Here is a 25334-nt window from a genome sequence, read left to right as displayed (position 1 = left end):
TTTTATTTATTGGAAGGGAGATTTTTTATGGATATTAAAGCGTTATCAGAAAAGTATAATGATTATATTATAAGCATGAGAAGAGAATTTCACCAGCATCCAGAATTAAGCTGGGAGGAAGAATGGACAACTGATAAAATTGAAAAAGAATTAAGGAATATTGGATTGAAAACTGAAAGGTTTGAGGGTAAGACTGGAGTAGTGGCGTACTTAGAAGGTGGGAAATCTGGAAAAACCATAGCTCTAAGAGCAGATATAGATGCACTTCCCATAGAAGAACATACAGAGTTACCTTTTAAATCTACTAACAAAAATATGCATGCTTGCGGTCATGATTGTCATACTGCCATGCTTTTAGGAGCTGTAAAAATACTTGCGGAAATTAAAGAAGAGTTAAATGGAAATATAAAGTTTATATTTCAAGCAGCAGAAGAAACCTGCCATGCAGCAGAGTACTATGTAGAGCAGGGAATTCTTGAAGGAGTGGATGCTATATTTGGAATGCACATATGGGGGACATTAGATGCGCCTAAGATAAACTTTGAGCCAGGTGGCCGCATGGCTTCCTGTGATAATTTTAAAATAACTGTAAGGGGGAAGGCAGCCCATGGTTCTGCACCACATTTAGGGGAAGATGCAGTAGTTGCAGCAGCTTCAATAATAATGAATCTTCAAACTTATGTGAGCAGAAAAAACAATCCATTGAATCCTCTTGTTATAAGTATAGGAACTATACATGGTGGAAATAGATTTAATATAATTGCAGATAAAGTTGAAATGGAAGGAACTATAAGAACTTTTTCAAAGGAGCTTAGAGGATATTTAGAAAAGGACTTAAGAAATATAATAGAAAACACAGCTAAGGCCTTAAATGCAGAAGTGGAATTTGAATATTCATATTATCCATCCCCAGTGATAAATGATGAAAAACTTGCTGAAATAGCAAAGAAAGCATCAATAAAATTATATGGAGAAGAAAGCTTAGTTTCAATGGATAGACTTATGGGGTCAGAAGATTTTGCATACTTCATGGATGTAGTTCCTGGAGTATATGGATTTTTAGGATGTAAAAACGAAGCTATAGGAGCAATATATTCTAACCATAGTGATAAATTTACGGTAGATGAAGATGTTTTAAAAAGAGGAGCGGCACTGTATGCACAGTTTGCAGTGGACTTCTTAGAAGATTGATTTTTAGCTTTAAACTATTACCTGAAAAGTTGCTTTGCAACTTTTTTTTATTGGTATTAATTTTATTATTATTTCAAATACTATATTATAAAATTTTCAAAATGCAGAGTTGATATAGGAGAGAAATAATATGAAAAAGAAAACTGCAATTATTTTATTAATTATAGGAATTTTATTAGTTGGCGGAATATATTTTCAAGGACAGAGAATTGCAAAATCAAAGATTAAGGAAGTGAAAGTGGCTACAATAAGTCGGGGAGATATAAAGTCTTATTTGTCAACTACTGCAGTAATTAAATCAAAAGAAAGCAAGGATTATTATGCAGCTCAACTTAAAATAAATAAAGTCTATGTTAAAGTAGGGAGCGATTTAAAAAAGGGAGATAAAATTTTAGATTATGATATAACAGACATAAATGCGCAAGTTAGGCAGGCACAAATTCAATATGACAATGCTATTTTGCAAAAGAGAGATGCAGTTAATCAAAGAGAGATGGTGGAGAGCAAGCGTAAAGATATAGAAGTGGAAATTGAAAGACTAGAGGAAAGTAAAAATCCACAGGATCAAATTACTTTAGGAACACTTAAGCAGCAAAGGGATTCTTTTAAAAGCATATCTGATGAGCAGCTTCAGCTTTTAGATAACTCAGTTGCATTAGCTAAAACTTCACTTAATACAGCATATAGTAAGCTAAGCATTGCTTCAGAAGGAATAATAGCTGATTTTGATGGGGTTATAACTTCATTAAATGCATCGCAAGGTTCCATGGGGAATCCAACACAACCTGCAGCAGCTCTTGAGAATATAAAATCACTAAAGGCAGTGGTTTCTTTAGGGAAATACGATGTACTCAAGGTTAAGTTGGGTCAAGGTGCAATAATTAAAAATGGAGATAAAATATATGAGGGTAAGGTTTCTTTTATAAGTCCTTCAGCAAGCAAGGGGCAAAATGTTATGGGGGTAGGCGTAGCAGATGCAGTGGATAAAACTTTGGATTGTGATATAGATATTCTAGGAAATCCACAAGATTTAAAGATAGATTTTGATGCAGATGTAGATATACTGCTTGGAGAAGTAAAAAAGGTATTAAAGATACCAACAGAGGCTATAAGAACAGATAAAAGTGGGAAAAACTTTGTGTATGTAGTTGAAAATGAAGTGTTAAGTGAAAAGGAAGTAGTACTAGGGCTTCAGTCAGATATGGAAGCTGAAATAAAATCAGGATTAGCTCAAGGGGAAAAGGTTGTATTAAATCCATCTGGAAATTTTAAAACTGGAACTAAGGTTAGGGTAGTATAAGGAGAAACGATATGATAATTGAAGTAAAGGATGTCTATAAAACCTATGATACAGGAGCGCTTAAATTTACAGCTTTAAAGGGAATAAATTTAAGTATAGATAAGGGAGAATTTACATCCATTATGGGGCCTTCGGGTTCTGGTAAGTCCACTTTTATGAATATTTTAGGGTGCCTTGATAAAATGGATAGTGGTATGTATATATTAAATAATAAAAATATATCTGATTTAGAAGATAATGAACTTGCTAAAATAAGAAATACAGAAATAGGATTTGTGTTTCAGGCCTTTAATCTTCTTCCGCGTATGACAATACTTGAAAATGTAGAACTACCAATGGTGTATGCAGGAATTTCTAAAAAAGAAAGAATAGAAAAGGCACTTGATGCATTAGAAAGGGTTGGACTATCTGATAGAATTACACATAAACCTACTGAAATATCAGGAGGGCAAAAGCAAAGAGTGGCAATAGCAAGGGCAATAGTTAATAATCCTTCTGTTATTATGGCAGATGAACCTACGGGGAATTTAGATAGCAAGTCTACCTTTGAGATACTTAAAATATTTCAAGATTTAAACAATGAAGGGTCTACCATAATAATGGTCACCCATGAGCCAGATGTAGCTAAATATACAAAAAGAATTGTAAGATTTAGAGATGGGGAAATAGTATCTGATGAAGCTGTAAAAAATAGGCTTATAGTGTGAGCGTCATTTGAGGAGAGAATAAAATGAGTTTTTTTGAAAACTTTAAAATAGCTTTAGATAGCATAAGGGCTAATAAGTTAAGGTCACTTTTAACAATGCTCGGTATAATAATTGGTATAAGTTCCGTAATTACAATAGTTTCTTTAGGGCAGGGTGGTCAAAGTACCATTACAGGAGAATTTGAAAAGATAGGTTCTACATCTGTAAGCATAAGAGTTGATGTTCAAAAGGCAAATAAAAGTGATTATATAACTATGGAAGACATAGATCAAATCAGAGATAAAATATCTTCTGTAAAATATATAACTCCTACATTACAAAAGCAGGGAGTAATAACATCAGATAAAGAGTCTAAGAGGGCATATATTACCGGAGGCAATGAAGAATTACAGTATGTTAGAAACTTAGAAATAGTATATGGTAGGTTTTTTAGTGAAAGAGAGCACATAGAAGGAAAGTCTGTAATTGTAGTAGATGAAATAGCGGCTAGAAAGCTTTTTGGATATGAAGATGTGGTTGGCAAAACAATAAAGGTTGGCCCTAAAAATTCTCCTAAGCAAGCTTTAATCATAGGGGTTATAAAAAGTGAAATGGAGATGTTTGGAGGAGATGATGAAAATATACCTGCTATGGTTATGGTACCAGTAACACTTGTACAAGAATTGTATGGAAGTGATAATTTAATAGATTCAATACTTATAAGTGCAACTTCTAAGGAGCTAAGTGAAACAGCTGGAAATAGTGTTCTAAATATGCTTGAAAGCAGACATAATAATAAAGGAAGAGACATATATAAAGCAGAAGCACTTATGAAACAATTAGAACAAATAAATAAGGTAATAGGAATATTTACTGCATTTATAGGTGCGGTAGCTGCTATTTCTCTCATGGTTGGAGGTATAGGCGTTATGAATATTATGCTTGTATCAGTTACTGAAAGAACTAGAGAAATAGGTATAAGGAAGGCAATAGGTGCAACCACAGGTACAATCTTGCTTCAATTCTTAACAGAATCTGTGATAATTTCAGTTGTGGGAGGAATAATAGGAATGCTTTTGGGCGTAATAGGTGCAAATATAATAGGTTCCTTTGCAAATATCGTACCAGAAGTATCCTGGGTAGTTGTAGCTAGTACAATATTGTTTTCTTCGGCAGTGGGTATTTTTTTTGGAATATACCCTGCAAAAAAAGCAGCCCAAATGGATCCTATAGATGCATTGAGATATGAGTAAAATGGAAATTATTTACTGAATTTATATCGCCTTTTTTCCCAATACTAATAAAGAACATACCATAAAATCAAAGTATGTAAACTTATAATAACATGAAAGAGTTTTACAAATGACACAGAAAGGAGAATGTATTATGTTGAAATCTAAGAAGTTTATAGTTGCATTAACTATTGCAGCATCTATGATGCCTTCAGCCGTTTTGGCTAAACCAACGCCTTCAAATGAACAAAAGTCACCCAATAATATAATAGAAAGTCAAAAGAAAGATAAGAAACAAGATAAGAAAGAAGAGTTTGAAAAGAGAGAAGAAAAAATAAACAAAAAATTAGAAAAACAATCTAAGCTTGTAGAAAAAGCAGATGAAATAGTTCCAGGGACAAAGGCACAATGGGATAAGACTATAAAGGAAAGAAAAGAATTAATGGAGCAATTTAAGCCGTTAATTAAAAAGCACAAGGAAGAAAATATGGTAAAAGATAATGCAGAAAATAAAAAAGACTGCAAAGAAGAAAATAAAGAAAAACGAGAAGAAATGAAAAAAGAGCATGATAAGATGAGAGAAGAAAAGAAAGCTATGTGGAAAGATTTTGAAAAGGCTGTGGATTCAAAGGATGAAAAACAAGTAAAATCTAGTTTTGATAAAATAATTAATTCAATGGAGCAGTCCAATAGTAGATTAAAATCAAAAATTGAAAAATTATCATAATTCCTAAGGCAATGCTTTAAATGGCATTGCCTTAATTATTTATAGGCATGGCTTTGTAGAAAAATTCAGGTAAATAAATTTATAAAATCATAAGTGAATTTAATATAGCTTGAAAATAGTAAAAATTAATTGTATTAAAAATATATAAAAATATCTTGTTGAAATTAAAAGAAGATGATAAAATTTTCTTTGTGTCAAAAAATATGTCGAAATAATGAACGAAGGAAGTTGGTAAAATGCAGTTAAGAAAAGAAGAGGGTATGCATCAAGGAAATTTTGAAAATAGCTCTAAAAAGCTAAAACACCCGCCGGGGTTATATATGCTTTTTTTGACAGAAATGTGGGAACGATTTAGTTACTACGGTATGAGAGCACTACTTATAATATACTTAAGTACTGAACTTTTAAAAGGTGGATTAGGATTTGACAAAAATACAGCAGCTCTTATATATGGTTATTTTACTGGATTTGTTTATTTTACTCCAATAATTGGGGGATATTTATCTGACAAATACTTAGGTCAGAGAAAAGCTATAATACTAGGTAGTATTATTATGGCAATAGGACAGTTTTCCCTTTTTGCATCACAAACCAGAACCTTTTTATACATAGGGTTAGGACTTCTTATAATAGGGAATGGATTCTTTAAGCCTAATATTTCCACATTAGTTGGACAACTATATGAAGATGGAGATGATAGAAGAGATTCAGCATTCACTATTTTCTATATGGGAATTAATGTAGGCGCATTCTTAGCACCACTTGTGTGTGGTACTTTAGCTGAGAATATATTTGCTCAAAGACAAGGAGAGCAAATAATGCACTACGGATTTAAGTATGGCTTTCTTGCAGCAGCTATAGGCATGATTTTTGGAGGAATCTTGTTTACACTATTAGCTCAAAAATATCTTGGAGATATTGGTAAGTCACCTGTCATAAAAACAAAATCTATAACTGAAAATCATGAAGATGCAAATAGACCCCTTACAAAACAAGAAAAAAATAGAACCGCAGTTATATTTATACTAACAGCATTTGTTGTATTCTTTTGGGCTGGATTTGAACAAGCAGGAAGTTCTCTTACTATTTACACAAAAGATTATATAAATAGAAATGCATTTGGAATGGAAATACCAGTATCCTGGTTCCAATCTTTAAATCCTGTATTTATAGTTATATTAGCACCAATTGTATCTAAAATTTGGATAAGCCTTTCTAAGACGGAACAAGGAGACTTGAAAGTACCTGCAAAAATGGCTCTAGGTATGATACTTCTTGGAGTAGGTTTCCTACTTATGGTAGGAGCAGTACTTGAAAGAGGTTCAGCTGGAGATAATACTTTAGTAAAAGCTAATTTAATGTGGCTTGTAGGAGCTTATTTTCTTCATACCCTTGGAGAACTATGTTTATCCCCAATAGGATTATCTATGGTAAGTTCACTTGCCCCAATAAAATATGCTTCTTTATTAATGGGAGTATGGTTAATGGGCAGCTTTATAGCTAATATAGCAGCAGGATATGTGGCATCCTATGTTGAAGTACTTGGACATCTACAAATATTTGGTGGAATAGCAGCTATATCTATAGTACTTGGAGCAGTATTATTAGTTTTAAGTAAAAAATTAGTTTCAATGATGGAATAAGAAGGTTAGTGTGTGTAATTTGATGGATTACACACACTTTTTCTGTAAAAATTATAAATTATTTCAAATACAGATAACTTCTAAATGGACTAAGACATATTTTTATAAAAAGTGATATAATTATAAATAGATACAGGAAAATTTCTAATAGGTTATTAATTTATACTAAAATTTAAGATTACTGATTACTAATAGGCATTCAAATCATGTAAGGAGATATATATGTATTATATTTATATTTTTATAGTCGTAAACATAATAAGCTACTCGCTTATGGGGTGGGATAAATACTGTGCAAGAAAGCATAAATGGAGGGTGCCTGAAAAGGTATTATTTGGGTGGGCATTTTTATTTGGAGCTACTGGAGCATACCTAGGAATGAAGATATTTCATCATAAAACTTTGCATAATATGTTTAGATACGGCTTTCCAACTCTTATGATTACACAGTGGGTTTTGATTATAATTTTTTTATTAAAATATCATATGATATTTTAATAAAAATGATTTGCTTAAAAAGGCATTTATATAAATGTCTTTTTATTTTCGCAAAAAACTTATATAAAATTTAAGTTTTTTACTATATTTTATTAGAAAAATCTACTGTAAACAATACCAGTGAAATCAATGGGTTAAGGCAATATGCCAGTAATTTCATATAGACAACTTGTATAATAGACTATAGAATGTAACTTACAAAGATGCCGAATCTCCTTTATGGAGTACGGGGGATATCCTATGGGGTGAATCTTTTAAAAGTAGGGTACCTCTAACCCGAACCCGTCAACTAACCTCGGAGGCAAAATGGAGGTATAAAATTATGAAAAAATTAAAGGTATTTGCTTTATCTATGATTTTAGTTTTAGGATTAAGTGTTGTGATTTATAATACTAATGCTAAAATGGCTAGTAATCAGCAGAGAAAATATCAAAATCAAGAAATGGTGACATTGTCTAATAATGAAGGCAATACGCATAAGGCAGTTAATGAAGATAAGGAAAATACAAATTTAAAAACTGTAAGATTTAATAATGCAGATGAATCTGGAAATTTAGATAAGAATAAGGGGCAAAATGTAAATAGTTCAAATAAGACGAATGCTAATGCTAAAACAGTTAGTACAGTTTCAAAAGCACAACCAAAGGCAAAAGCATCAAATAAGGTTACTGCAAGTAGAGGAAATCTTAAGGCAGCTATATCATATAATGCAAAAGAGTTAGATCTTCTTGCAAGACTTGTTAGAGCAGAAGCAGGGGGAGAATCTTATAGTGCACAGGTGGCTGTAGCAGCAGTAGTTATAAATAGAGTTAAAAGCTCAAAGTTTCCAAATACGATAAATGCAGTTATAAACAGTAACAATCAATTTACACCAGTACAAAATGGACAAATTAATAAACCTGCAACAGATGCTAACAAAAAAGCAGTACAGGAAGCCTTATATGGAAAAGATCCAAGTAATGGTGCATTGTTTTTTTATGATACAAGTTGTACAAGTAAATGGTTATTGTCCAAGCCTATAAAAGCTAAGATAGGTAAAATGGTTTACGCATATTAGAAAAAGTGCGACATTTTAAGATAATGTTGAACTAACGTATGGGATTTGCATCTAGGAAAGCGTTCATTTCGCTAAGAGCGGCTAATATTTATAAATTCAAAATATCTAAGCCTCCCAAACTCGCTGTCGCTCAGACAGTAGGAGGCTCTTAACGGTATTTTCAATTTATAAATAAAGCTGCTCTAAAGCTCATTCAATGCTTTCTACGATGCAAATCCCATACTTATATGCTCAACATTAAAAATATCGCAATTTTCTTAGAGGAATTGTAAATTCTTGAATGCCTAATACATAGGAACCTATTTCATAAGGTTGAAAGTAAATTACAAGGTTACTACCATCAATATAAAAAGGTTGAGTATTACTTATAGTTTTAAATTCTGTTATTGGAATAGCTCCAGGAACAGAATTTTTTTTGTTTATTTGAAGCTGTATTTCCTTATTAATTAAGTCAATGTAATTTGTGGTTGGCTTAAATAATTTTCCTAAAGTAATGTTTTCACTAGTCTTTAAGTTGAAATTATAAGGTAGTTTATATGAAATGCCATGAGCGCCGCCAGTATATTCGTAATACATAATAGTAAGGCTTAAGAATGAGGCATTTGCATAATGAACATCATAAGTTGTTTGTACAGTATAAGGGTTAGTTAAGACGCTATTGTTCATATCAGTTTTAGCAAGTTTTTCTGTTTTATTTTTAAGATCACAAATAGAATTTAATATATATTTATTTATTTTATCTTGAATATTTTTGTCCTTTAAATTATTTAATGTAGGTATATTCAAATCCACTTCAATATAATCTTCCTTGTAATTTATCTTTGTAGTACTTATAGGTGTATTATTTGTATCATATAAAAGCGTAGAACTTGATTTTAGTTTTGCGGAATGGGCATTAACAGGATGAATGATATTTATGATTAAACTTAACAAAGTTAGTATTAAGGCAGAAAATACAAGTAAAGATTTTTTCATTTAATCACCTCAAAAGTTACGTCTTCATAAGTTAGCATTTGTCTTATTAGATTTATTATGTATGTATAATATTCATGATTTGCAAAAATAATGGTTAAATTATGATTATTAATACACTGTAATTCAGTAAGATATTTTTTGAATTAAATTATAGTGTTTAAATATGGGTAGTTTAGAGAAATATATTAGTACATAGTGAATTTTATATTAAGGAGAGAATATAAATGAGTAAAATTTTATCACATTACATAATGCCGCATCCACCTATTGCTGTAGCGGAGGTAGGAAAAGGGGAAGAAAAAAAGATCCAAAAGACCATAGATGCATGTATTGAAATTTCAAAGGATATAGCAGAAAAAAAGCCTGAAACTATAATTATAATTACTCCTCATGGACCGCTTTTTAGAGATGCTGTGGCAATAATGAATTCAGAGAGTATAGAAGGGGACTTTAGGAATTTTAATACCCCAAATGTAAATTTTCAAGTAAATATAGATAGAGAAACATCAAACAATCTATTAAAGAATTTGGGTAATGAGGATATAATGGCTGTAGCTATAGATGAAACAAATTCTAGCTTATATGATATAGAATTAGAATTAGACCATGGTGTTATGGTTCCGCTGTATTTTATAAATAAAAATTATAAGAATTACAAATTAGTACATATAACATATGGATTATTATCCTCAGAAGAACTTTATAAAGTAGGTAAGATAATTAAAAGTACTGTAGAGAGTTCTTCCATAGATGCGGTTTTAATAGCCTCAGGTGACTTATCTCATAAATTAAGCGAAGAGAGTCCCTATGGATATGCAAAGGAAGGACCAGAATTTGATGATAAAATAATAACGCTTTTAGAAAGTGGAGATGTAAAAGAAATTTTCAATTTGAATAGCAATATGTGTGAAGTTGCTGGAGAGTGTGGACTTAGATCTTTTTATATTTTACTTGGAACATTGTATGATAAAAAAATACAAGGGAAACTTCTTTCTTACGAAGGACCTTTTGGAATAGGGTATGGAGTAATGAAAATAGAAGCAGTAGGGGATGAAGAAAGGAATATCTTAAAGGAATTAGAAACAAAAAAAGAGGAAAAATTAAAGAAGATAAAGGATAGAGAAAGTGAATATGTAAAACTTGCTAGAAAAAGCATTGAAGGGTATATAAGAAATAAAAAATATATTGAGATCCCTGAAGATTTACCTGAGGAAATGTTAAAAGAAAAAAGAGGAGTATTTGTTTCTCTAAAGAAGAATGGAGATCTTAGGGGATGTATTGGTACAACAGCGCCTACAACAAATAATATAGCAGAAGAGATAATAAAAAATGCAGTGGAGGCAGCGGTAGGAGATCCAAGATTTGCTCCCTTACAAGAAAAGGAATTAGATGAAATTATATATTCTGTTGATGTGCTCATGCCTGCGGAGGATACTAAGAGGGAAGACTTAGATCCTAAAAAGTATGGGGTAATAGTAAATAGTGGATATAAGGGAGCTTTATTACTTCCAGACCTTGAGGGAATAGATACTGTGGAAAAGCAATTAGATGTGGTACTCAGAAAAGCGGGTATAAATTCTGGGGAACAATACTCTCTGCGAAGATTTGAAGTATTAAGGTATAGGTAATCTTTGAAAGGTAAAGGGGGTAGAAAGCGTGCTTAAGGAAGCTATGTTTTATAAAAAAATAGATAATGATTACGTTATATGTAATTTGTGTCCTCATAACTGTCATATAAAAGATGGAGGGAGAGGACTATGTGGGCCTAGAAAGGTTCATGATGGAAAGCTATACAATTCAAATTATGGAGAAATAAGTTCTATTTCTTTAGATCCTATAGAAAAGAAGCCATTATATCACTATAAACCAGGAAGTTATATACTTTCTGTAGGAAGCTTTGGATGTAATTTTAAATGTGGGTTTTGTCAAAATTATAGTATTTCTCAACATAACGTAGATACTAGATACTTGGAGCCTGAGGATTTGATAAATTTAGCTCTTGAGCAGAAAAACAACGTAGGAATCGCTTTTACTTATAATGAACCTTCAATATGGTATGAGTATATATGGGATGTAAGCAAGAAAGCTGTAGATAAAAATATAGATATAGTTCTTGTAAGTAATGGATACATTAGCAAAGAACCATTAAAGGAATTATTGCCTTATATATCTGCGATGAATATAGACCTTAAAGCATTTAAGGATGAGTATTATAAGGATGTTTGTAAGGGGGATATCAAGGAGGTACTAGAAAATATAAAGCTCTGCAGTGAAAAAACTCATGTGGAAATAACTACACTGCTTGTAAATGGATATAATGATTCGGAAGAAGAAGTTGAAGAGCTATGTAAATGGATAGCATCTGTTGATAAAAATATTCCAGTACATTTTTCTAGATATTTTCCTTCATATCAATTTAAAGAAGAACCAACTCCTGTTGAAAGAGTTTTAAAGGCAAAAGAAATAGGAGATAAATATTTAAATTATGTGTATATTGGTAATGTACCTGGTATAAATAATAATACTTATTGTCCTAAGTGTAATGAGCTAGTAATTAAAAGAGAAGGATATGAAATTAAAGACTTGAGAGCCAATGGAAAATGTAAAAGTTGTGATTTCAATATAAAATAAATACAAAATGGGCAGTGGAACTCGATCTCCACCACCCATTTTATTAATTATTATGAGAAAGTTTAGAGCGCTTTGTGTATTTTTTACCAATAGAATGAGCTCCAATCTTTTCTCCATTTTCTATACCAATTTTAGCTCCATCTCGTGGATACATTTTTCTAAGTTCTGCATTGGTTTTAACATCGGTTTTTAAATGGCTTTTATTATTATCCATAGTATCTCCTGAAATAATCAGGATTCACCATCCTTTCTCCATCAAAGATTTTATAAGTTATACAAGGAAACATCTCAATAAATTGAGATGTGCTGATTTATAATAAAATCAAGGATTTTTATAAATCATGCAAAGATAGGCTAATTATATTTTTACCTTTAATATAAAGTAATATACTGAATATAAGTTTGTAAATATTGTACAAATTTATCTGTAATTAAATATTGAAAAAATTAATTATAGATAAAAAATATGTAGAATATTATGTTGATAAATAGCAAATAAAATGTTATCTTAGTTTGTATATCAATTGATTATTAGGTTCATGTAGAGTTTGATTATATGAGATATTCTTTATATAAACCTTAGCAATGATAGTGTTTGAGTAAAACTATATGTAAAGAAAGGAGATTATAATTAATGAAAACTTTAAAGAAATTTATAAGTTACTATAAGCCATATAAAAAAATGTTTTATATGGATATGCTTTGTGCATTTACGTTATCGCTTATAGATTTAATGTTCCCTATTATCGTCAGCTTCATGCTAAACAATGTATATATAAAAGAAAGAAGTGAGATATTAAAGTATATAACTTTAATTGGTACAGGCTTACTTTTAATGTATATAGTGAGATATTTTTGTCAATACTATATAACTTCTTGGGGACATATTATGGGTGCAAGAATGGAGGCTGATATGAGAAGCGATATATTCAGCCACCTACAGAGATTATCATTTTCTTATTATGATAATACAAATACAGGAAAACTTATGTCTAGAATAGTTACAGATTTATTTGATATATCAGAGCTTGCTCATCATGGACCTGAGGATTTATTTATATCTTTGCTTAAAATTGTCGGTTCTTTTATGATACTTATGAGTATTGATGCAAGGATAACAATTATATTATTATTTATAACTCTATTTATGATATATTCTTCACTTTTTTATAATAAAAAAATGAGAGCAGTATTTAAGAGTAATAGAGAAAAGATAGCAAATGTAAATGCTCAAATTCAAGATAGCCTTTCAGGTATAAGAGTTGTAAAGTCATTCTCAAATGAAGAGATAGAAAATAAGAAATTTGAAATAGGAAACGATGCTTTTTTACAAACAAAGGAGAATAGTTATACTATTATGGGAAAATTCTTTAGTATGAATGGATTTTTCCAAGGGATACTATATCTTTCAGTAGTGATTTTTGGAGGTATATTTATAAGTAATGGAAGTTTTCAAGCTAAAGATCTAATGGTTTATATTCTATATATAAATATTTTCCTTAATCCTATAGACAAGCTTGTAAACTTTACAGAACAATATCAGAAAGGAATAACTGGCTTTGAAAGATTTTTAGAAGTTATTAACACACACCCAGATATTATAGACAAAAAGGATGCTATAGAGTTAGAGAATCCAAAAGGAGAAATTATTCTTGAAAATGTATCCTTTAGCTACGATAATAGAAATTCAGTTCTCAAAGATATTAATATATCTATGGAAGCAGGAAAAACAGTTGCCATTGTAGGTCCTTCAGGAAGTGGTAAAACCACTTTTTGCAGTATAATACCAAGATTTTATGAAGTAGATGAAGGGTCAGTAAAAATAGACGGTATTGATATTAGAGATATTAAGATAAAATCCCTTAGAAGTAATATAGGTATTGTTCAACAAGATGTATATATGTTTGCAGGAACAATTAAGGAAAACATTGCATATGGCGATACGAATGCTACTGATGAACAAATAATTGAAGCAGCTAAAATGGCAAATGCACATGAATTTATAATGGGACTTGAAGAAGGATATGATACTTATGTAGGAGAGAGAGGAGTCAAGCTATCTGGCGGACAAAAGCAGAGAATATCAATAGCCAGAGTTTTCTTAAAGAATCCTCAGATACTAATATTGGACGAGGCGACATCTGCTCTTGACAATGAGAGTGAGAGACTAATACAAAAGTCATTAGAACTTCTTTCCAAGAATCGTACAACTATTGTAATTGCTCATAGATTAAGTACTATAAGGAATGCAGATGAGATAATTGTTCTTACTGATGAAGGAGTAAAAGAAAGAGGAAATCATGATGAACTTATGAATAAAAAAGGTGAATACATGAATCTTTACAATATGCAGTTTGATCAAGTTTCATAAATAAAGAATATTACGACGTTTTTAATGTTAAATCTTCTGTATGGGTTCCGTATTTAAGAAAGCGTTCACTACGCAAAGAAGTTCTAATATCTCTCAGTTTAAATCACCTAAACTTTCTAAACTCGCTGCCGCTCAGACAGTAGAAAGTTCTTTACGGTGATTTAAATTGAGAGATAAAGAGCTTCTAATTGCTTGTTCAATGCTTTCTACAATGCAGAACCCATACTAAATTTAACATTAAAAATGTCTTCATCAACACTGCTGAAGGAGGTAATTCCGCTTTGGCAAAATTCCTTTAAATTGACACTTATCAAAGGGCTGATAAGCCCGCAGACCGATAGGTCGTAAAGTATCAAGGCATTTCTAAATCAAGAGGATGCCTTTTTTCATTTAGTCTATATTTATGGGGAGAAACCCCTTCGTACTTCATAAAGACTTTAGAAAAGTATGCAGAATCCACATAGCCAATGTCAAGGGAAATTCTGCTTATACTTTTATTTGTAGACACCAATAGTCTTTTGGCTTCTTTTATGCGCAGCTTAGTTAAGTATTCTATAAAGTTTACACCGGTACTATTTTTAAAGTATCTGCTAAAATAATGGGAAGTTAAATGAACATGTTCTGATACGGATTCCAAAGTAATATTTTCACTAAAATTTTTATTTATAAATTTTAGTGCATCATGAATAGAATCTCTATCATGAGATGAATCGCTAAAAGAATTAAGATTTGTATCTTCATTGTTCAATAAGTATATAGCTTTATTTAGAGATTCTTTAAGTTCATCTGGTTTAACAGGCTTTAATATGTAATCAACTACACCAAGCTTAATTGCACTTTGAGCAAAGCTAAAGTTGTCGTAAGCAGTTAAAATAATTGTTTTTATATTTGGTAGAAATTTAATAATTGATTTTTGCGCTTCTAAGCCATTTTTTTCGGGCATTTTAATATCCATAATGATTATGTGAGGCTTACATTTTCTTGATAACTGTACAGCTTCATCCCCAGTTTTAGCATCTTCAATTATTTCTAAATTAGCAAAACTTTTTTTAAGGATAAATCTCATGGTTTTACGTTCAAAAGCTTCATCATCAGCAATTAATAGCTTATACATAATTAAAACGCCTCCTGATATATTAATTAGTAAGAGGAACTGTAATATAAACTGTTGTTCCAGTGGCCAGAGAACTCTCCATTTTAATTTCATATTTAGATCCAAAATAATATGTTAATCTATCCTGAACAATTTTCATACCTATACAATTTCTGCTGGAAGAGGAATTTATATTTTGAATTAGCGTATTTAATTTTTCACTGCTCATACCAATTCCATCATCACTTATTTTAATTAAAACATCTTTGTTTGGTAATATCTTTCCGAAGATTGTTATCTTGCCAGGATTTTTCTTAGGTTCTAAACCATGTATGATAGCGTTTTCAATAATAGGCTGTAATGTCATAACTGGAACTTTATATTTTAATATCTCATCAGAAATTTTTATATCAAAACTAAGTTTATCACTATATCTTACTGATTCAATAAATAAGTATTTTCTTATACTTTCCAATTCAGCGCCTATTTCAACCATGTCTTCAGAATTTTTAATGCCATATCTTAATAAATCAGAAAGAGCATATATAAGGTCAGCTGTGTTTTGAGAATTTTCCATAAGAGCCATGCCAGCAATAGTATTTAATGTATTAAATAAAAAGTGTGGATTAACTTTAGATTGAAGAGCCTTGAACTGAGTATCCTTAGCTAACTCTTGGTATTTCATTTTTTCCTCTGTTTCTTTAAGTAGGTGAAAATGTGTTATAGTTGCAACACCCATTTCTGTAATCAAATTAGCAAACAAGGAAAGAAAGTCAGCAGAATCTATCAATGCATCATACTCAACAACTTTCACTTCATTTAAAGCATCTTCAAGTTTTTCAATTGGAATACTTGTAACCTCTGAAAGTTCCTTTATGTTAACAGAATTTTTATTTTTCCCTTCTTTGATCATTACTTGTCCACAAAGCATGCAGCCAAAATAGGTGTTATTTACAATTATTGGAGCAGATAAATCTGTAAGCCCAGCATGACAGGTATAAATTATGGGTTGTTTTGATAACATAGATCTTAACCCGCCTTCTGCATCGCAGGTAATGCATCTGGAACAGCCTATTTTTGAATCCCTAAGTACATTGCAAAATTTTGAAAAATTACTAGGTGCTGTTACTGGAGTTCCAAATTTATCAACTGTTATAGAAGATAAGCCTGTCATTTTGGAGAATTTATCCTGTATATTCTGAAGAGAAGGTATATCTATAATTTTATCTAACGTATATTTATTCAAGTTTTCCATAAAATCACCCCCTAAGTTTAGGAATCAGCATAAAATAATTATATCATTTAAATCAAATTATTAACAATAATGTAAGTAAGATATATTACTGAATGTAAAAAAAGTACAAAAATAAGTTAAAAAATTACATATTTACAAGGGTTATATAAACCATAAAACAAGCAAAATATTCTGTAAATTTGCTTTGATAATATTATAGAATAGATATTGGTAAGATAAATTTTTATTTTAGGAGGTATTTTTATGGGACAAGAAGCGTTGGGAATGGTTGAGACAAAGGGATTAGTTGCTGCAATTGAAGCCGCTGATTCTATGGTAAAGGCTGCCAATGTTGCACTTATAGGATATGAAAAAATAGGATCAGGATTAGTTACTGTTATGGTTAGAGGGGACGTAGGAGCAGTAAAGGCTGCTACGGATGCTGGTGCTGCTTCAGCTAAGAGAGTTGGAGAAGTTATATCAATTCATGTAATTCCAAGACCACACACAGATGTAGAAAAAATATTACCTAAGTTATCAGAATAATAAGCTTAAGGGGTAATTGATATGAATGATGAAATTATTGAAAAGGTTTTAATTGAGATTAGAAAGCATTTAGATTTACAAAATGTAGACAGTGAGCAAATGAGTAAAATTATTGAATCCACAGCTTCAAAAATAATAGAGCAAGAAATTAGTAGAGAAAGTCAAGAAAATAGTATTGTAGAAGGTAAAGAGGAGGTACAAGTTATGAGTGCACCGTCAGCAGTAACAGAATATGTGGGAGCAGCAAGGGGAGACACCGTTGGATTAGTTATAGCTAACGTAGATTACAGTCTTCATGAAAGTATGAAATTAGATAAAAAATATCGTTCTATAGGAATAATTAGCTCAAGAACAGGAGCAGGTCCTCAAATAATGGCAGCAGATGAAGCTGTAAAAGCTACTAATACTGAAGTAGTGAGCATAGAGCTTGCAAGAGATACAAAAGGTGGAGCAGGACATGGCTCATTAATAATTTTAGCAGCTGAAGATGTATCAGATGCTAGAAGGGCTGTGGAAGTAGCTCTAGCACAACTGGATAGAACCTTTGGCGATGTTTATGGATGTGATGTAGGACATCTTGAACTTCAATATACTGCAAGAGCTAGTTTAGCACTAGAAAAAGCATTTGGTGCACCTATTGGGAAGGCTTTTGGAATAATTGTAGGAGCTCCAGCTGGAATTGGTGTAGTAATGGCAGATGCAGCAATGAAAACAGCCAACGTAGAAATGGTTACCTATGCAAGTCCTAATGCAGGTACAGCTCATTCTAATGAGGTTATAATAACTATTACTGGAGATTCTGGTGCTGTAAGACAATCTGTAATAGCAGCTAGAGAAGTGGGCCTTTCAATTTTAAGATCAATGGGACAAGATCCTAAAACTGATACGAAGCCATATATTTAACAGAAGGTGGTGTTACTGTGAAAAGATCTAAGAGATTTGAAATATTAGAAAATAAACCTGTTCATAACGATGGGTTTGTTAAGGAATGGCCAGAAGTTGGGCTTATAGCTGTAGACAGTCCTAGTGACCCAAAGGCAAGTGTAAAGGTTGAAAATGGAAAGATAGTTGAAATGGATGGGAAGAAAAGGGAAGACTTTGATTTTATAGATGTATTCTTAGCAGATCATTCCATTAATATAAAAAATACAGAGAAAGCAATGGCTATGGATTCGCTTGAAATAGCTAGAATGCTTACGGATATAAATGTTTCAAGAGATGACATTATAGATATAACTACTGCGTTAACTCCTGCAAAGCTTGTAGAAATAGTAGACAAATTAAATGTAGTTGAAATGATGATGGCACTTCAAAAGATGAGATCAAGAAGAACTCCATCAAATCAATGCCATGTTACTAACGTACGTGATAATCCAGTGCAAATTGCAGCAGATGCAGCAGAGTCAGCTCTAAGAGGCTTTGATGAAATGGAAACTACAGTAGGTATAGTAAGATATGCACCTTTTAATGCTCTTTCACTCTTAGTAGGGGCTCAAACTGGAAGAGGCGGAGTATTAACTCAGTGTGCATTAGAAGAAGCTACAGAGCTTAGATTAGGAATGCTTGCTTATACAGCGTATGCAGAAACTATTTCTGTCTATGGAACTGAGCAGGTATTTGTAGATGGTGATGACACACCTTGGTCAAAATCCTTCTTGGCATCGGCTTATGCATCAAGAGGTCTTAAGATGAGATTTACGTCAGGTACAGGCTCTGAAGTCCAAATGGGATATGCAGATGGCAAATCAATGCTTTATCTTGAGGCAAGATGTATCATGATAACCAAGGGAGCAGGAGTTCAAGGATTACAAAATGGTTCTATTAGTTGTATAGGCGTTCCAGGTGCAGTACCAGGAGGTATAAGAGCGGTACTTGGTGAAAATCTCATTACCACTATGCTGGATATGGAAGTTGCATCAGGAAACGACCAAACCTTTACTCATTCTGACATAAGAAGAACTGCAAGAACTATGATGCAATTCTTACCGGGAACTGATTTTATATTCTCAGGATATAGTGCTACACCAAATTATGATAACATGTTTGCAGGCTCAAACTTTGATGCTGAAGATTATGATGATTATTTAGTTCTTCAAAGAGATTTGAAAGTAGATGGAGGCTTAAAACCAGTAAAAGAAGAGGATGTTATAGCTATAAGAAACAAGGCAGCAAGAGCTCTACAAGCTGTGTTTAAAGAATTAGGACTACCAGCTATTACAGATGAAGAAGTAGAAGCTGCAACTTATGCTCATGGCAGTAATGATATGCCTAAGAGAAATGTAGTAGAGGATTTAAAGGCAGCCCAAGAACTTTTAAGTCGTGAAGTTACAGGTCTTGATATTGTTAAAGCACTTTACAAAGGCGGCTTCAAAGAAGTTGCGGAAAGAGTTTTAAAATTGTTGAAACAAAGAATAGTTGGAGACTATCTTCATGCATCATCTATATTTGATAAAGACTTTAACGTTGTAAGCGGTGTTAATGATAGAAATGATTATATGGGACCTGGAACAGGATACAGAGTTGAAGGTGAGAGATGGGAAGAAATAAAGAACATAACTCATGCTTTAGATCCTGACAAAATGTAACGGGGAGTGATTAGTGTATGGTTAATTCAATGTCCAATGAGGAATTAATAGAACTAATAACAAAACAGGTTTTAAATCAATTAGCAAAAAATAATAGTTGTGAAGATGTGAAAGCTGGGAATTCTGTTTCAAAAGTTGGAAGAATGAGTTTACAAGAAGTAGGGACTGCAGAGTATGGAAAGAGAAGTGATGAAGTTGTTATAGCACTTGCGCCTTCCTTTGGAATACATCAAACAGAAACTATAGTTGGAATACCTCATGATGATGTTTTAAGAGAAGTTATGGCTGGTGTAGAAGAAGAAGGAATTACTCCAAGAGTAATAAGGGTTTTACGTACTTCTGATGTGGCATTTATGAGCCATGATGCTGCAAAAATAAGTGGTTCAGGTATTGGTGTAGGTATCCAGTCAAAGGGTACAACAGTTATACATCAAAAAGACTTAGAACCATTAAATAACCTTGAGTTATTTTCTCAGGCTCCTTTAATAGACAGGGAGACTTTTAGAGCTATAGGTAAAAATGCAGCTAAGTACGCTAAAGGAGAATCTCCAGATCCAGTACCTGTTAAAAACGATCAAATGGCAAGACCAAAATATCAAGCTAAAGCAGCGGTATTGCATATAAAAGAAACTGAACATGTAGTAGCAAATGCTAAACCTATAGAATTAAAAGCAGTTTTCGAATAGGGGTGAAATTATGGATAATAGTGTTTTAATAGAAGAAATAGTAAATCAAGTATTAAAGACTATGGGAAATTGTAAGGAGAAGTCAGTGGTGGAAGCTAAAACTATAGTTGAACAAACTAAAAGTGAAAAAAAGCTTACTCAAAGTGATTATCCTTTGGGACAAAAGAGAAAAGATCTTATAAAGACAAAAACAGGAAAAAGTTTAGAAGGTATAACTATTGAAGAAGTTTTGAATGGAAGTGTGACTCCAGAAGATATAAAAATAACTCCAGAGGTATTATTATATCAAGCTGAAATTGCAGAGTCCGTAGGAAGAAGTCAATTTGCAACAAATTTAAGAAGAGCTGCAGAGTTAACATCAGTTCCAGATGCAAGAGTTCTTGAAATCTATAATGCACTAAGACCTTATAGATCAACAAAACAAGAACTGCTTGATATAGTGGATGAATTAGAAAACAAATATAATGCAAAAATGAATGCAAGACTAGTTAGAGAAGCAGCTGAGATATATGAAAAGAGAGGTAGATTAAAAGTTTAGGTAGGTGGGACAAGTGAAGCTTGTGGCAGGAGTAGACATAGGAAATTCAACTACAGAAGTTGCTATTGCAGATATTAGTAATAAGTTAAATTTCATTACAAGCAGCATAGTTAAAACTACTGGAATTAAAGGAACAACAGACAATGTCGCTGGTGTACTTTTAGGACTAAAGGAAGCATGTAAAAATATAAATATTTCATTAGAAAACCTAGACGTTATTTGCATTAATGAAGCAACTCCAGTTATTGGTGATGTAGCTATGGAAACCATCACTGAAACCATAATTACAGAATCTACAATGATTGGACATAATCCAGATACTCCAGGAGGCATAGGAGTAGGAATAGGGAGAACGGTTTTTCTGGATGAATTGGAATATCTTCATAGTAATGAAGATGTGATTTGTATAATTCCAAAATCAACAAATTTTGAAATAGCAGCTAAAAAATTAAATGAAGCCTTTAATAAAAATATACAAATTACTGCTGCAGTAGCGCAGGGGGATGATGGAGTAATAATATCAAATAGACTAGTTAAGCAAATTCCTATTGTAGACGAAGTAGCCTATATTGATAAAGTTCCCATGGGTATGATTGCTGCAGTAGAAGTATCAACGCCAGGAAGGACTATAAAGGTTTTATCTAATCCTTATGGACTTGCCACTGTCTTTAAACTTTCACCTGAAGAAACAAAACATATAATCCCAATTTCAAGGGCTCTTATTGGCAACAGGTCGGCTGTTGTTATAAGAACCCCTGAGGGGGATGTAAAGGAAAGGGTTATACCTGCAGGTAAACTTATTCTTATGGGAATTAAGCAAAGCAGGATCAGCATAGAAGAAGGGGCCTTAGCTATAATGAACAGTTTAGATAAGGTATGGCCTTTAGAAGATGTAAGTGGAGAGCCCGGTACTAATGTAGGTGGAATGATAGAGAGAGTAAGACAAGTAATGAGTGAACTTACAAATCAAGATACAGAAGAAATTAAAATTCAGGATGTTTTAGCCGTAGATACATTTATACCACAAAAGGTTCAAGGGGGATTAGCAGAGGAATTTGCCTTAGAAAATGCTGTAGCTCTTGCAGCTATGGTAAAGACAAGTAAACTTCCTATGGAAAATATAGCTCAAAAATTAGAAAGTGAAACTAACGTAAAAGTTTTAATAGGTGGAGTAGAAGCAGGTATGGCAGTACTAGGAGCTTTAACTACCCCTGGAACTGATAAACCTCTTGTCATATTAGACATGGGAGGAGGTTCCACAGATTCAGCTTATATTGATAAAAATAATACTGTCAAGTCCATCCATCATGCTGGTGCAGGAGAAATGGTTACAATGCTTATAAAGTCTGAATTAGGTCTTGAGGACTATAATTTAGCGGAAGATATTAAAAAGTTTCCTCTTGCAAAAGTAGAAAGTCTTTTCAATATAAGATATGAGGATGGGAGTGTATGTTTCTTTCAACAGCCTTTAGACTCAAATTTATTTGCAAGAAACATAGTGGTGAAAAAAGACGAAATGATTCCAATTCCTACTAAACATGCTATAGAAAAGATAAGAATTGTAAGAAGGGAAGCAAAAAGGAAGGTTTTTGTAACAAATGCTATTAGAGCATTAAAGGATATTGCACCTAATCATGACTTGAGAAGTATTGATTTTGTTGTGCTAGTAGGGGGATCTGCATTAGATTTTGAAGTTCCAGAAATGATATCAGACGAATTATCTCATTATGGAGTTGTCTGCGGCGGCGGCAATATAAGGGGAATTGAAGGACCTAGAAATGCTGTTGCGACAGGACTTGTAATTTCATATTACAATAGTTTGAGAGGTAATAACATATGATAGGAAGTAATGTAGAAAAGCCTGCTATCTTTGTAATAGCAAGTAATGCTGAAAAGGCAGTTGTAAAAGAACTTCTTGCAGGGATAGAAGAAGAAGGCATTCCTTATGATGTGAAAAATATAACTTTTAATGAAAGCAGTGTACTTAAGTATTTACACGAAGCATGCCAAAAATCAAGAATGGGGATAGCTGTTGCAATTATAGATAATAGAATAATACTTCAGCATAATAAATTAAGACAAGAAAAACCGCTTTTAGATATAAATTTAAATTTCTACGATAAAGAAGAAAAGGCACGAACAATAGGAGCCAATGCGGCAAGACTATATAAAGTAATGCCTCTTAAAGGTATAGATAATTTAGAAGATAAACTTAGAGAAAAAATTACAGAAACAGTGATATCTGTTTTGAAAAACTTTGATATAGAAATTCATAGGGAGGGATTTTAATGAATGGAGAAGCCCTCGGCATTATTGAAGTTATTGGAATGGCTGCGGCAATAGAAGCAGCGGATACTTGTGTAAAATCAGCAAATGTGGAACTAATCGGATACGAGCTAACAAAAGGCTCTGGACTTGTAACTATTAAGATAAAGGGAAATGTAGGAGCAGTTAAGGCAGCAATTGAAGCAGCAAAGATTAGTTCGAGTAAAGTCAATAAGGTATATGCATCAGTTGTTATACCAAGGCCAGTTAAAAGCTTAGAGAGTATTATTGAATCTAATATGACTATAGGAATTGAACTTAATAAAAGTGAAGTAAAAGAAAATGTAAAAGATGATATTGAAAGTAACGTTGAAGATACTCAGGAATGTGATAGCGAAAGTGTACAGCATGTTGAAAGTATCTCATTTGAAGATAATAAGGATGATAGTAAAGAAGAACTTGAACTTATGGAAGATGAGGAAAATGAGGATATATGTAATATATGCCATGACCCAAAATGTTCAAGGAGAAAAGGACAATCAAGAGGTTTATGTATTCATCATAAACAAATTTGAAGGTGATATATATGATAGATATAAATGATACACTGATAAAGGATATTATATTAGATGTTATGAGAAAAGCTGATATAAAAAATAGAGACTTTTCAATACCTATAGGTATATCAAATAGACATATTCATGTTACACAAGAAGATTTAGAATGCCTATTTGGTAATGGATATCAGCTGACGATAAAAAATGCTGTAAAGCAGCCAGGGCAGTTTGCAGCTAATGAAACGGTAACTATTGCAGGGCCTAAAAGTTCTTTTCAAAATGTAAGAATTTTAGGTCCTGTAAGAAAATACAGCCAAATTGAGATATCTAGAACAGATGCATTTGCTTTAGGGATAAAGCCGCCTATTAGAAACTCAGGAGAGCTTGAGGATTCAGAAAGTCTTTCTGTTATTGGGCCCAAGGGTATATTGATTTTTAAAAATAAGGTTATCTGCGCTAAGAGACATATTCACATGACTCCAGAACTATCAGAAAACTATGGTGTGAAAGATGGGGAACTAGTGGATGTAGAGACATGCGGAGATAAAGGAATAATACTGAAAAATGTTCTTATAAGAGCTAATAGTAAATCAGCCCTTGAAATTCACTTGGATACAGATGAAGCTAATGCTTGTGAAGTAAGAAACAATGAATTTGTCAAGATATTAGGTAAGAGCAGGTGATGGTTATGTTAAATGAGGCTAATGTTTTAATCAAAGAAATGGAAGATACTATTTTAAATCCAATTAAAATACATGAAAAAGAAGAGCTTAAAGTAGGTGTGGATTTGGGTACATCTAATATAGTTATAACAGTATTAGATAAAAATAATATTCCAATAGCTGGAGAAATATATCCAGCAAGTGTTGTTAAAGACGGCATAGTAGTTGAATATTTACAAGCTGTAACTATAGTAAGGAAGTTAAAGGAAAGATTAGAGATAAAACTAAATAAGACATTAAATTATGCCGCTACAGCAATACCACCAGGAATAAGCAGGGGAAATATAAAGGTTATAAGTAATGTAGTAGAAGCAGCTGATTTTAATGTAACTAATGTAATTGATGAGCCAACTGCAGCATCTTCAGTTTTAAATATACAAAATGGTGCAGTAGTAGATATAGGTGGAGGTACTACGGGAATATCTATATTGAAAAATGGCAAAGTGATTTATACAGCTGATGAACCTACAGGAGGACACCATTTGAGTTTAGTTATAGCTGGAAGTTTAGGGATGGAGTATGAAGAAGCGGAAAAATTTAAAATTGCTTATACCAACTATAATACGGTATTTCCTTTAGTTAGACCGGTAATAGAAAAAATGGCCGATATAATTTCAAAACATACAAAAGGCTATGATGTAGATAATATCTATCTTGTAGGAGGAACCTGCTGCCTTAAGGATATGGAAAAGATAGTTGAAAAATATACAGGCATCAGAACAATAAAACCATATAATCCACTTCTAGTGACTCCTATAGGAATAGCTATGAACAGTGTCAATTAAGCGAGGTGAGTA

The 25334-nt window shown here is 32.3% G+C and carries 25 protein-coding genes and 1 riboswitch; of the genes, 21 read left to right on the top strand and 4 right to left on the bottom strand.

What is annotated here, in order from left to right; all coding sequences use genetic code 11:
- Positions 1-27: 27 nt before the first annotated feature.
- From DP68_RS10020 to DP68_RS09985, 8 genes are all read left to right on the top strand, one after another.
- Positions 28-1191, top strand: coding sequence for a M20 family metallopeptidase (locus tag DP68_RS10020; protein ID WP_035309055.1), 1164 nt, complete (start codon positions 28-30; stop codon positions 1189-1191).
- Positions 1192-1321: 130 nt separating this feature from the next.
- Positions 1322-2491: an HlyD family efflux transporter periplasmic adaptor subunit gene (locus DP68_RS10015; RefSeq protein ID WP_035309053.1), complete on the top strand. Its 1170-nt coding sequence runs from the start codon at positions 1322-1324 to the stop codon at positions 2489-2491.
- A gap of 14 nt (positions 2492-2505) precedes the next feature.
- Positions 2506-3198, top strand: coding sequence for an ABC transporter ATP-binding protein (locus DP68_RS10010; RefSeq protein WP_035309367.1), 693 nt, complete (start codon positions 2506-2508; stop codon positions 3196-3198).
- A 23-nt stretch (positions 3199-3221) separates the two neighbouring features.
- On the top strand, positions 3222-4430 hold the full coding sequence (locus DP68_RS10005) for an ABC transporter permease (RefSeq protein ID WP_035309051.1): 1209 nt from the start codon (positions 3222-3224) through the stop codon (positions 4428-4430).
- 133 nt (positions 4431-4563) lie between these two features.
- A complete protein-coding gene (locus DP68_RS10000) occupies positions 4564-5136 on the top strand; it encodes a hypothetical protein (protein ID WP_035309050.1) in 573 nt (190 codons plus the stop codon).
- Positions 5137-5372: 236 nt separating this feature from the next.
- Positions 5373-6779 (top strand): peptide MFS transporter, encoded by a 1407-nt coding sequence (locus DP68_RS09995; protein WP_035309047.1) that lies wholly within the window; start codon positions 5373-5375, stop codon positions 6777-6779.
- A gap of 222 nt (positions 6780-7001) precedes the next feature.
- Entirely contained in the window at positions 7002-7277 is a 276-nt protein-coding gene (locus DP68_RS09990) for a DUF1294 domain-containing protein (RefSeq protein ID WP_035309044.1), read from the top strand.
- A 194-nt stretch (positions 7278-7471) separates the two neighbouring features.
- Positions 7472-7596: riboswitch (cyclic di-AMP (ydaO/yuaA leader) on the top strand.
- A gap of 3 nt (positions 7597-7599) precedes the next feature.
- Complete coding sequence (locus DP68_RS09985; protein WP_035309043.1) at positions 7600-8334, top strand: cell wall hydrolase; 735 nt, start codon at positions 7600-7602, stop codon at positions 8332-8334.
- A gap of 237 nt (positions 8335-8571) precedes the next feature.
- On the opposite strand, the gene DP68_RS18930 is transcribed toward DP68_RS09985, so the two are convergent.
- A complete protein-coding gene (locus DP68_RS18930) occupies positions 8572-9309 on the bottom strand; it encodes a DUF3298 and DUF4163 domain-containing protein (protein ID WP_052085739.1) in 738 nt (245 codons plus the stop codon).
- A gap of 224 nt (positions 9310-9533) precedes the next feature.
- On the opposite strand from DP68_RS18930, the gene amrA reads away from it, so the two are divergent.
- Complete coding sequence (amrA, locus tag DP68_RS09975) at positions 9534-10937, top strand: AmmeMemoRadiSam system protein A (RefSeq protein WP_035309042.1); 1404 nt, start codon at positions 9534-9536, stop codon at positions 10935-10937.
- A gap of 28 nt (positions 10938-10965) precedes the next feature.
- Entirely contained in the window at positions 10966-11940 is a 975-nt protein-coding gene (gene amrS, locus DP68_RS09970; RefSeq protein WP_291548469.1) for an AmmeMemoRadiSam system radical SAM enzyme, read from the top strand.
- A gap of 43 nt (positions 11941-11983) precedes the next feature.
- Here the strand turns inward: amrS and DP68_RS19580 are convergent, their stop codons facing one another.
- Positions 11984-12154, bottom strand: coding sequence for a hypothetical protein (locus DP68_RS19580; protein ID WP_186430582.1), 171 nt, complete (start codon positions 12152-12154; stop codon positions 11984-11986).
- 420 nt (positions 12155-12574) lie between these two features.
- Here DP68_RS19580 and DP68_RS09965 point away from each other — a divergent pair, with 420 nt between their 5' ends.
- Complete coding sequence (locus DP68_RS09965) at positions 12575-14311, top strand: ABC transporter ATP-binding protein (RefSeq protein WP_035309040.1); 1737 nt, start codon at positions 12575-12577, stop codon at positions 14309-14311.
- Positions 14312-14663: 352 nt separating this feature from the next.
- Here the strand turns inward: DP68_RS09965 and DP68_RS09960 are convergent, their stop codons facing one another.
- Both DP68_RS09960 and DP68_RS09955 read right to left on the bottom strand, forming a co-directional pair.
- Positions 14664-15425: a response regulator gene (locus DP68_RS09960; RefSeq protein ID WP_035309038.1), complete on the bottom strand. Its 762-nt coding sequence runs from the start codon at positions 15423-15425 to the stop codon at positions 14664-14666.
- A 22-nt stretch (positions 15426-15447) separates the two neighbouring features.
- Positions 15448-16659, bottom strand: a complete 1212-nt coding sequence (locus tag DP68_RS09955; protein ID WP_035309036.1) for a PocR ligand-binding domain-containing protein — start codon at positions 16657-16659, stop codon at positions 15448-15450.
- A 243-nt stretch (positions 16660-16902) separates the two neighbouring features.
- On the opposite strand from DP68_RS09955, the gene pduA reads away from it, so the two are divergent.
- From pduA to eutJ, 10 genes are read left to right on the top strand one after another with little or no spacing between them, the layout of a single operon-like run.
- Positions 16903-17184 (top strand): propanediol utilization microcompartment protein PduA, encoded by a 282-nt coding sequence (gene pduA / locus DP68_RS09950; RefSeq protein ID WP_035309034.1) that lies wholly within the window; start codon positions 16903-16905, stop codon positions 17182-17184.
- A 21-nt stretch (positions 17185-17205) separates the two neighbouring features.
- The gene (pduB, locus tag DP68_RS09945) at positions 17206-18087 is read left to right on the top strand and encodes a propanediol utilization microcompartment protein PduB (protein WP_035309032.1); all 882 of its coding nucleotides are present in this window, start codon (positions 17206-17208) and stop codon (positions 18085-18087) included.
- A gap of 17 nt (positions 18088-18104) precedes the next feature.
- Positions 18105-19769, top strand: coding sequence for a propanediol/glycerol family dehydratase large subunit (locus DP68_RS09940; RefSeq protein ID WP_035309030.1), 1665 nt, complete (start codon positions 18105-18107; stop codon positions 19767-19769).
- Between the two features lie 17 nt (positions 19770-19786).
- Positions 19787-20455, top strand: coding sequence for a propanediol/glycerol family dehydratase medium subunit (locus tag DP68_RS09935; protein ID WP_035309028.1), 669 nt, complete (start codon positions 19787-19789; stop codon positions 20453-20455).
- 10 nt (positions 20456-20465) lie between these two features.
- The gene (locus tag DP68_RS09930; protein ID WP_035309025.1) at positions 20466-20993 is read left to right on the top strand and encodes a diol dehydratase small subunit; all 528 of its coding nucleotides are present in this window, start codon (positions 20466-20468) and stop codon (positions 20991-20993) included.
- Positions 20994-21006: 13 nt separating this feature from the next.
- Positions 21007-22833, top strand: coding sequence for a diol dehydratase reactivase subunit alpha (locus tag DP68_RS09925; RefSeq protein ID WP_035309024.1), 1827 nt, complete (start codon positions 21007-21009; stop codon positions 22831-22833).
- A complete protein-coding gene (locus DP68_RS09920) occupies positions 22830-23282 on the top strand; it encodes a glycerol dehydratase reactivase beta/small subunit family protein (protein ID WP_035309022.1) in 453 nt (150 codons plus the stop codon). Before DP68_RS09925 ends, DP68_RS09920 begins: the two co-directional genes overlap by 4 nt.
- Positions 23282-23833 (top strand): BMC domain-containing protein, encoded by a 552-nt coding sequence (locus DP68_RS09915; protein WP_035309018.1) that lies wholly within the window; start codon positions 23282-23284, stop codon positions 23831-23833. Before DP68_RS09920 ends, DP68_RS09915 begins: the two co-directional genes overlap by 1 nt.
- 11 nt (positions 23834-23844) lie before the next feature.
- Positions 23845-24498 carry a phosphate propanoyltransferase gene (locus DP68_RS09910; RefSeq protein ID WP_035309017.1) on the top strand — a complete coding sequence of 218 codons (654 nt, stop codon included), beginning with the start codon at positions 23845-23847 and terminating at the stop codon, positions 24496-24498.
- Positions 24499-24503: 5 nt separating this feature from the next.
- Entirely contained in the window at positions 24504-25322 is an 819-nt protein-coding gene (gene eutJ / locus DP68_RS09905; RefSeq protein ID WP_363330951.1) for an ethanolamine utilization protein EutJ, read from the top strand.
- The last annotated feature ends 12 nt before the right edge of the window (positions 25323-25334 follow it).

The sequence above is a fragment of the Clostridium sp. HMP27 genome, assembly GCF_000765165.1.
GTDB lineage: Bacteria > Bacillota > Clostridia > Clostridiales > Clostridiaceae > Clostridium_AK.
The sequence above is the reverse complement of the archived record's forward strand: the minus strand, read 5'-3'. Positions and strand labels throughout refer to the sequence as shown.

Coding starts and splice junctions, on each gene's coding strand:
- DP68_RS10020 (WP_035309055.1), top strand. CDS start 28: ATGGATATTAAAGCGTTATCAGAAAAGTATAATGATTATATTATAAGC.
- DP68_RS10015 (WP_035309053.1), top strand. CDS start 1,322: ATGAAAAAGAAAACTGCAATTATTTTATTAATTATAGGAATTTTATTA.
- DP68_RS10005 (WP_035309051.1), top strand. CDS start 3,222: ATGAGTTTTTTTGAAAACTTTAAAATAGCTTTAGATAGCATAAGGGCT.
- DP68_RS10000 (WP_035309050.1), top strand. CDS start 4,564: ATGTTGAAATCTAAGAAGTTTATAGTTGCATTAACTATTGCAGCATCT.
- DP68_RS09995 (WP_035309047.1), top strand. CDS start 5,373: ATGCAGTTAAGAAAAGAAGAGGGTATGCATCAAGGAAATTTTGAAAAT.
- DP68_RS09990 (WP_035309044.1), top strand. CDS start 7,002: ATGTATTATATTTATATTTTTATAGTCGTAAACATAATAAGCTACTCG.
- DP68_RS09985 (WP_035309043.1), top strand. CDS start 7,600: ATGAAAAAATTAAAGGTATTTGCTTTATCTATGATTTTAGTTTTAGGA.
- DP68_RS18930 (WP_052085739.1), bottom strand. CDS start 9,309: ATGAAAAAATCTTTACTTGTATTTTCTGCCTTAATACTAACTTTGTTA.
- amrA (WP_035309042.1), top strand. CDS start 9,534: ATGAGTAAAATTTTATCACATTACATAATGCCGCATCCACCTATTGCT.
- DP68_RS19580 (WP_186430582.1), bottom strand. CDS start 12,154: ATGGATAATAATAAAAGCCATTTAAAAACCGATGTTAAAACCAATGCA.
- DP68_RS09965 (WP_035309040.1), top strand. CDS start 12,575: ATGAAAACTTTAAAGAAATTTATAAGTTACTATAAGCCATATAAAAAA.
- DP68_RS09960 (WP_035309038.1), bottom strand. CDS start 15,425: ATGTATAAGCTATTAATTGCTGATGATGAAGCTTTTGAACGTAAAACC.
- DP68_RS09955 (WP_035309036.1), bottom strand. CDS start 16,659: ATGGAAAACTTGAATAAATATACGTTAGATAAAATTATAGATATACCT.
- pduA (WP_035309034.1), top strand. CDS start 16,903: ATGGGACAAGAAGCGTTGGGAATGGTTGAGACAAAGGGATTAGTTGCT.
- pduB (WP_035309032.1), top strand. CDS start 17,206: ATGAATGATGAAATTATTGAAAAGGTTTTAATTGAGATTAGAAAGCAT.
- DP68_RS09935 (WP_035309028.1), top strand. CDS start 19,787: ATGGTTAATTCAATGTCCAATGAGGAATTAATAGAACTAATAACAAAA.
- DP68_RS09930 (WP_035309025.1), top strand. CDS start 20,466: ATGGATAATAGTGTTTTAATAGAAGAAATAGTAAATCAAGTATTAAAG.
- DP68_RS09920 (WP_035309022.1), top strand. CDS start 22,830: ATGATAGGAAGTAATGTAGAAAAGCCTGCTATCTTTGTAATAGCAAGT.
- DP68_RS09915 (WP_035309018.1), top strand. CDS start 23,282: ATGAATGGAGAAGCCCTCGGCATTATTGAAGTTATTGGAATGGCTGCG.
- DP68_RS09910 (WP_035309017.1), top strand. CDS start 23,845: ATGATAGATATAAATGATACACTGATAAAGGATATTATATTAGATGTT.
- eutJ (WP_363330951.1), top strand. CDS start 24,504: ATGTTAAATGAGGCTAATGTTTTAATCAAAGAAATGGAAGATACTATT.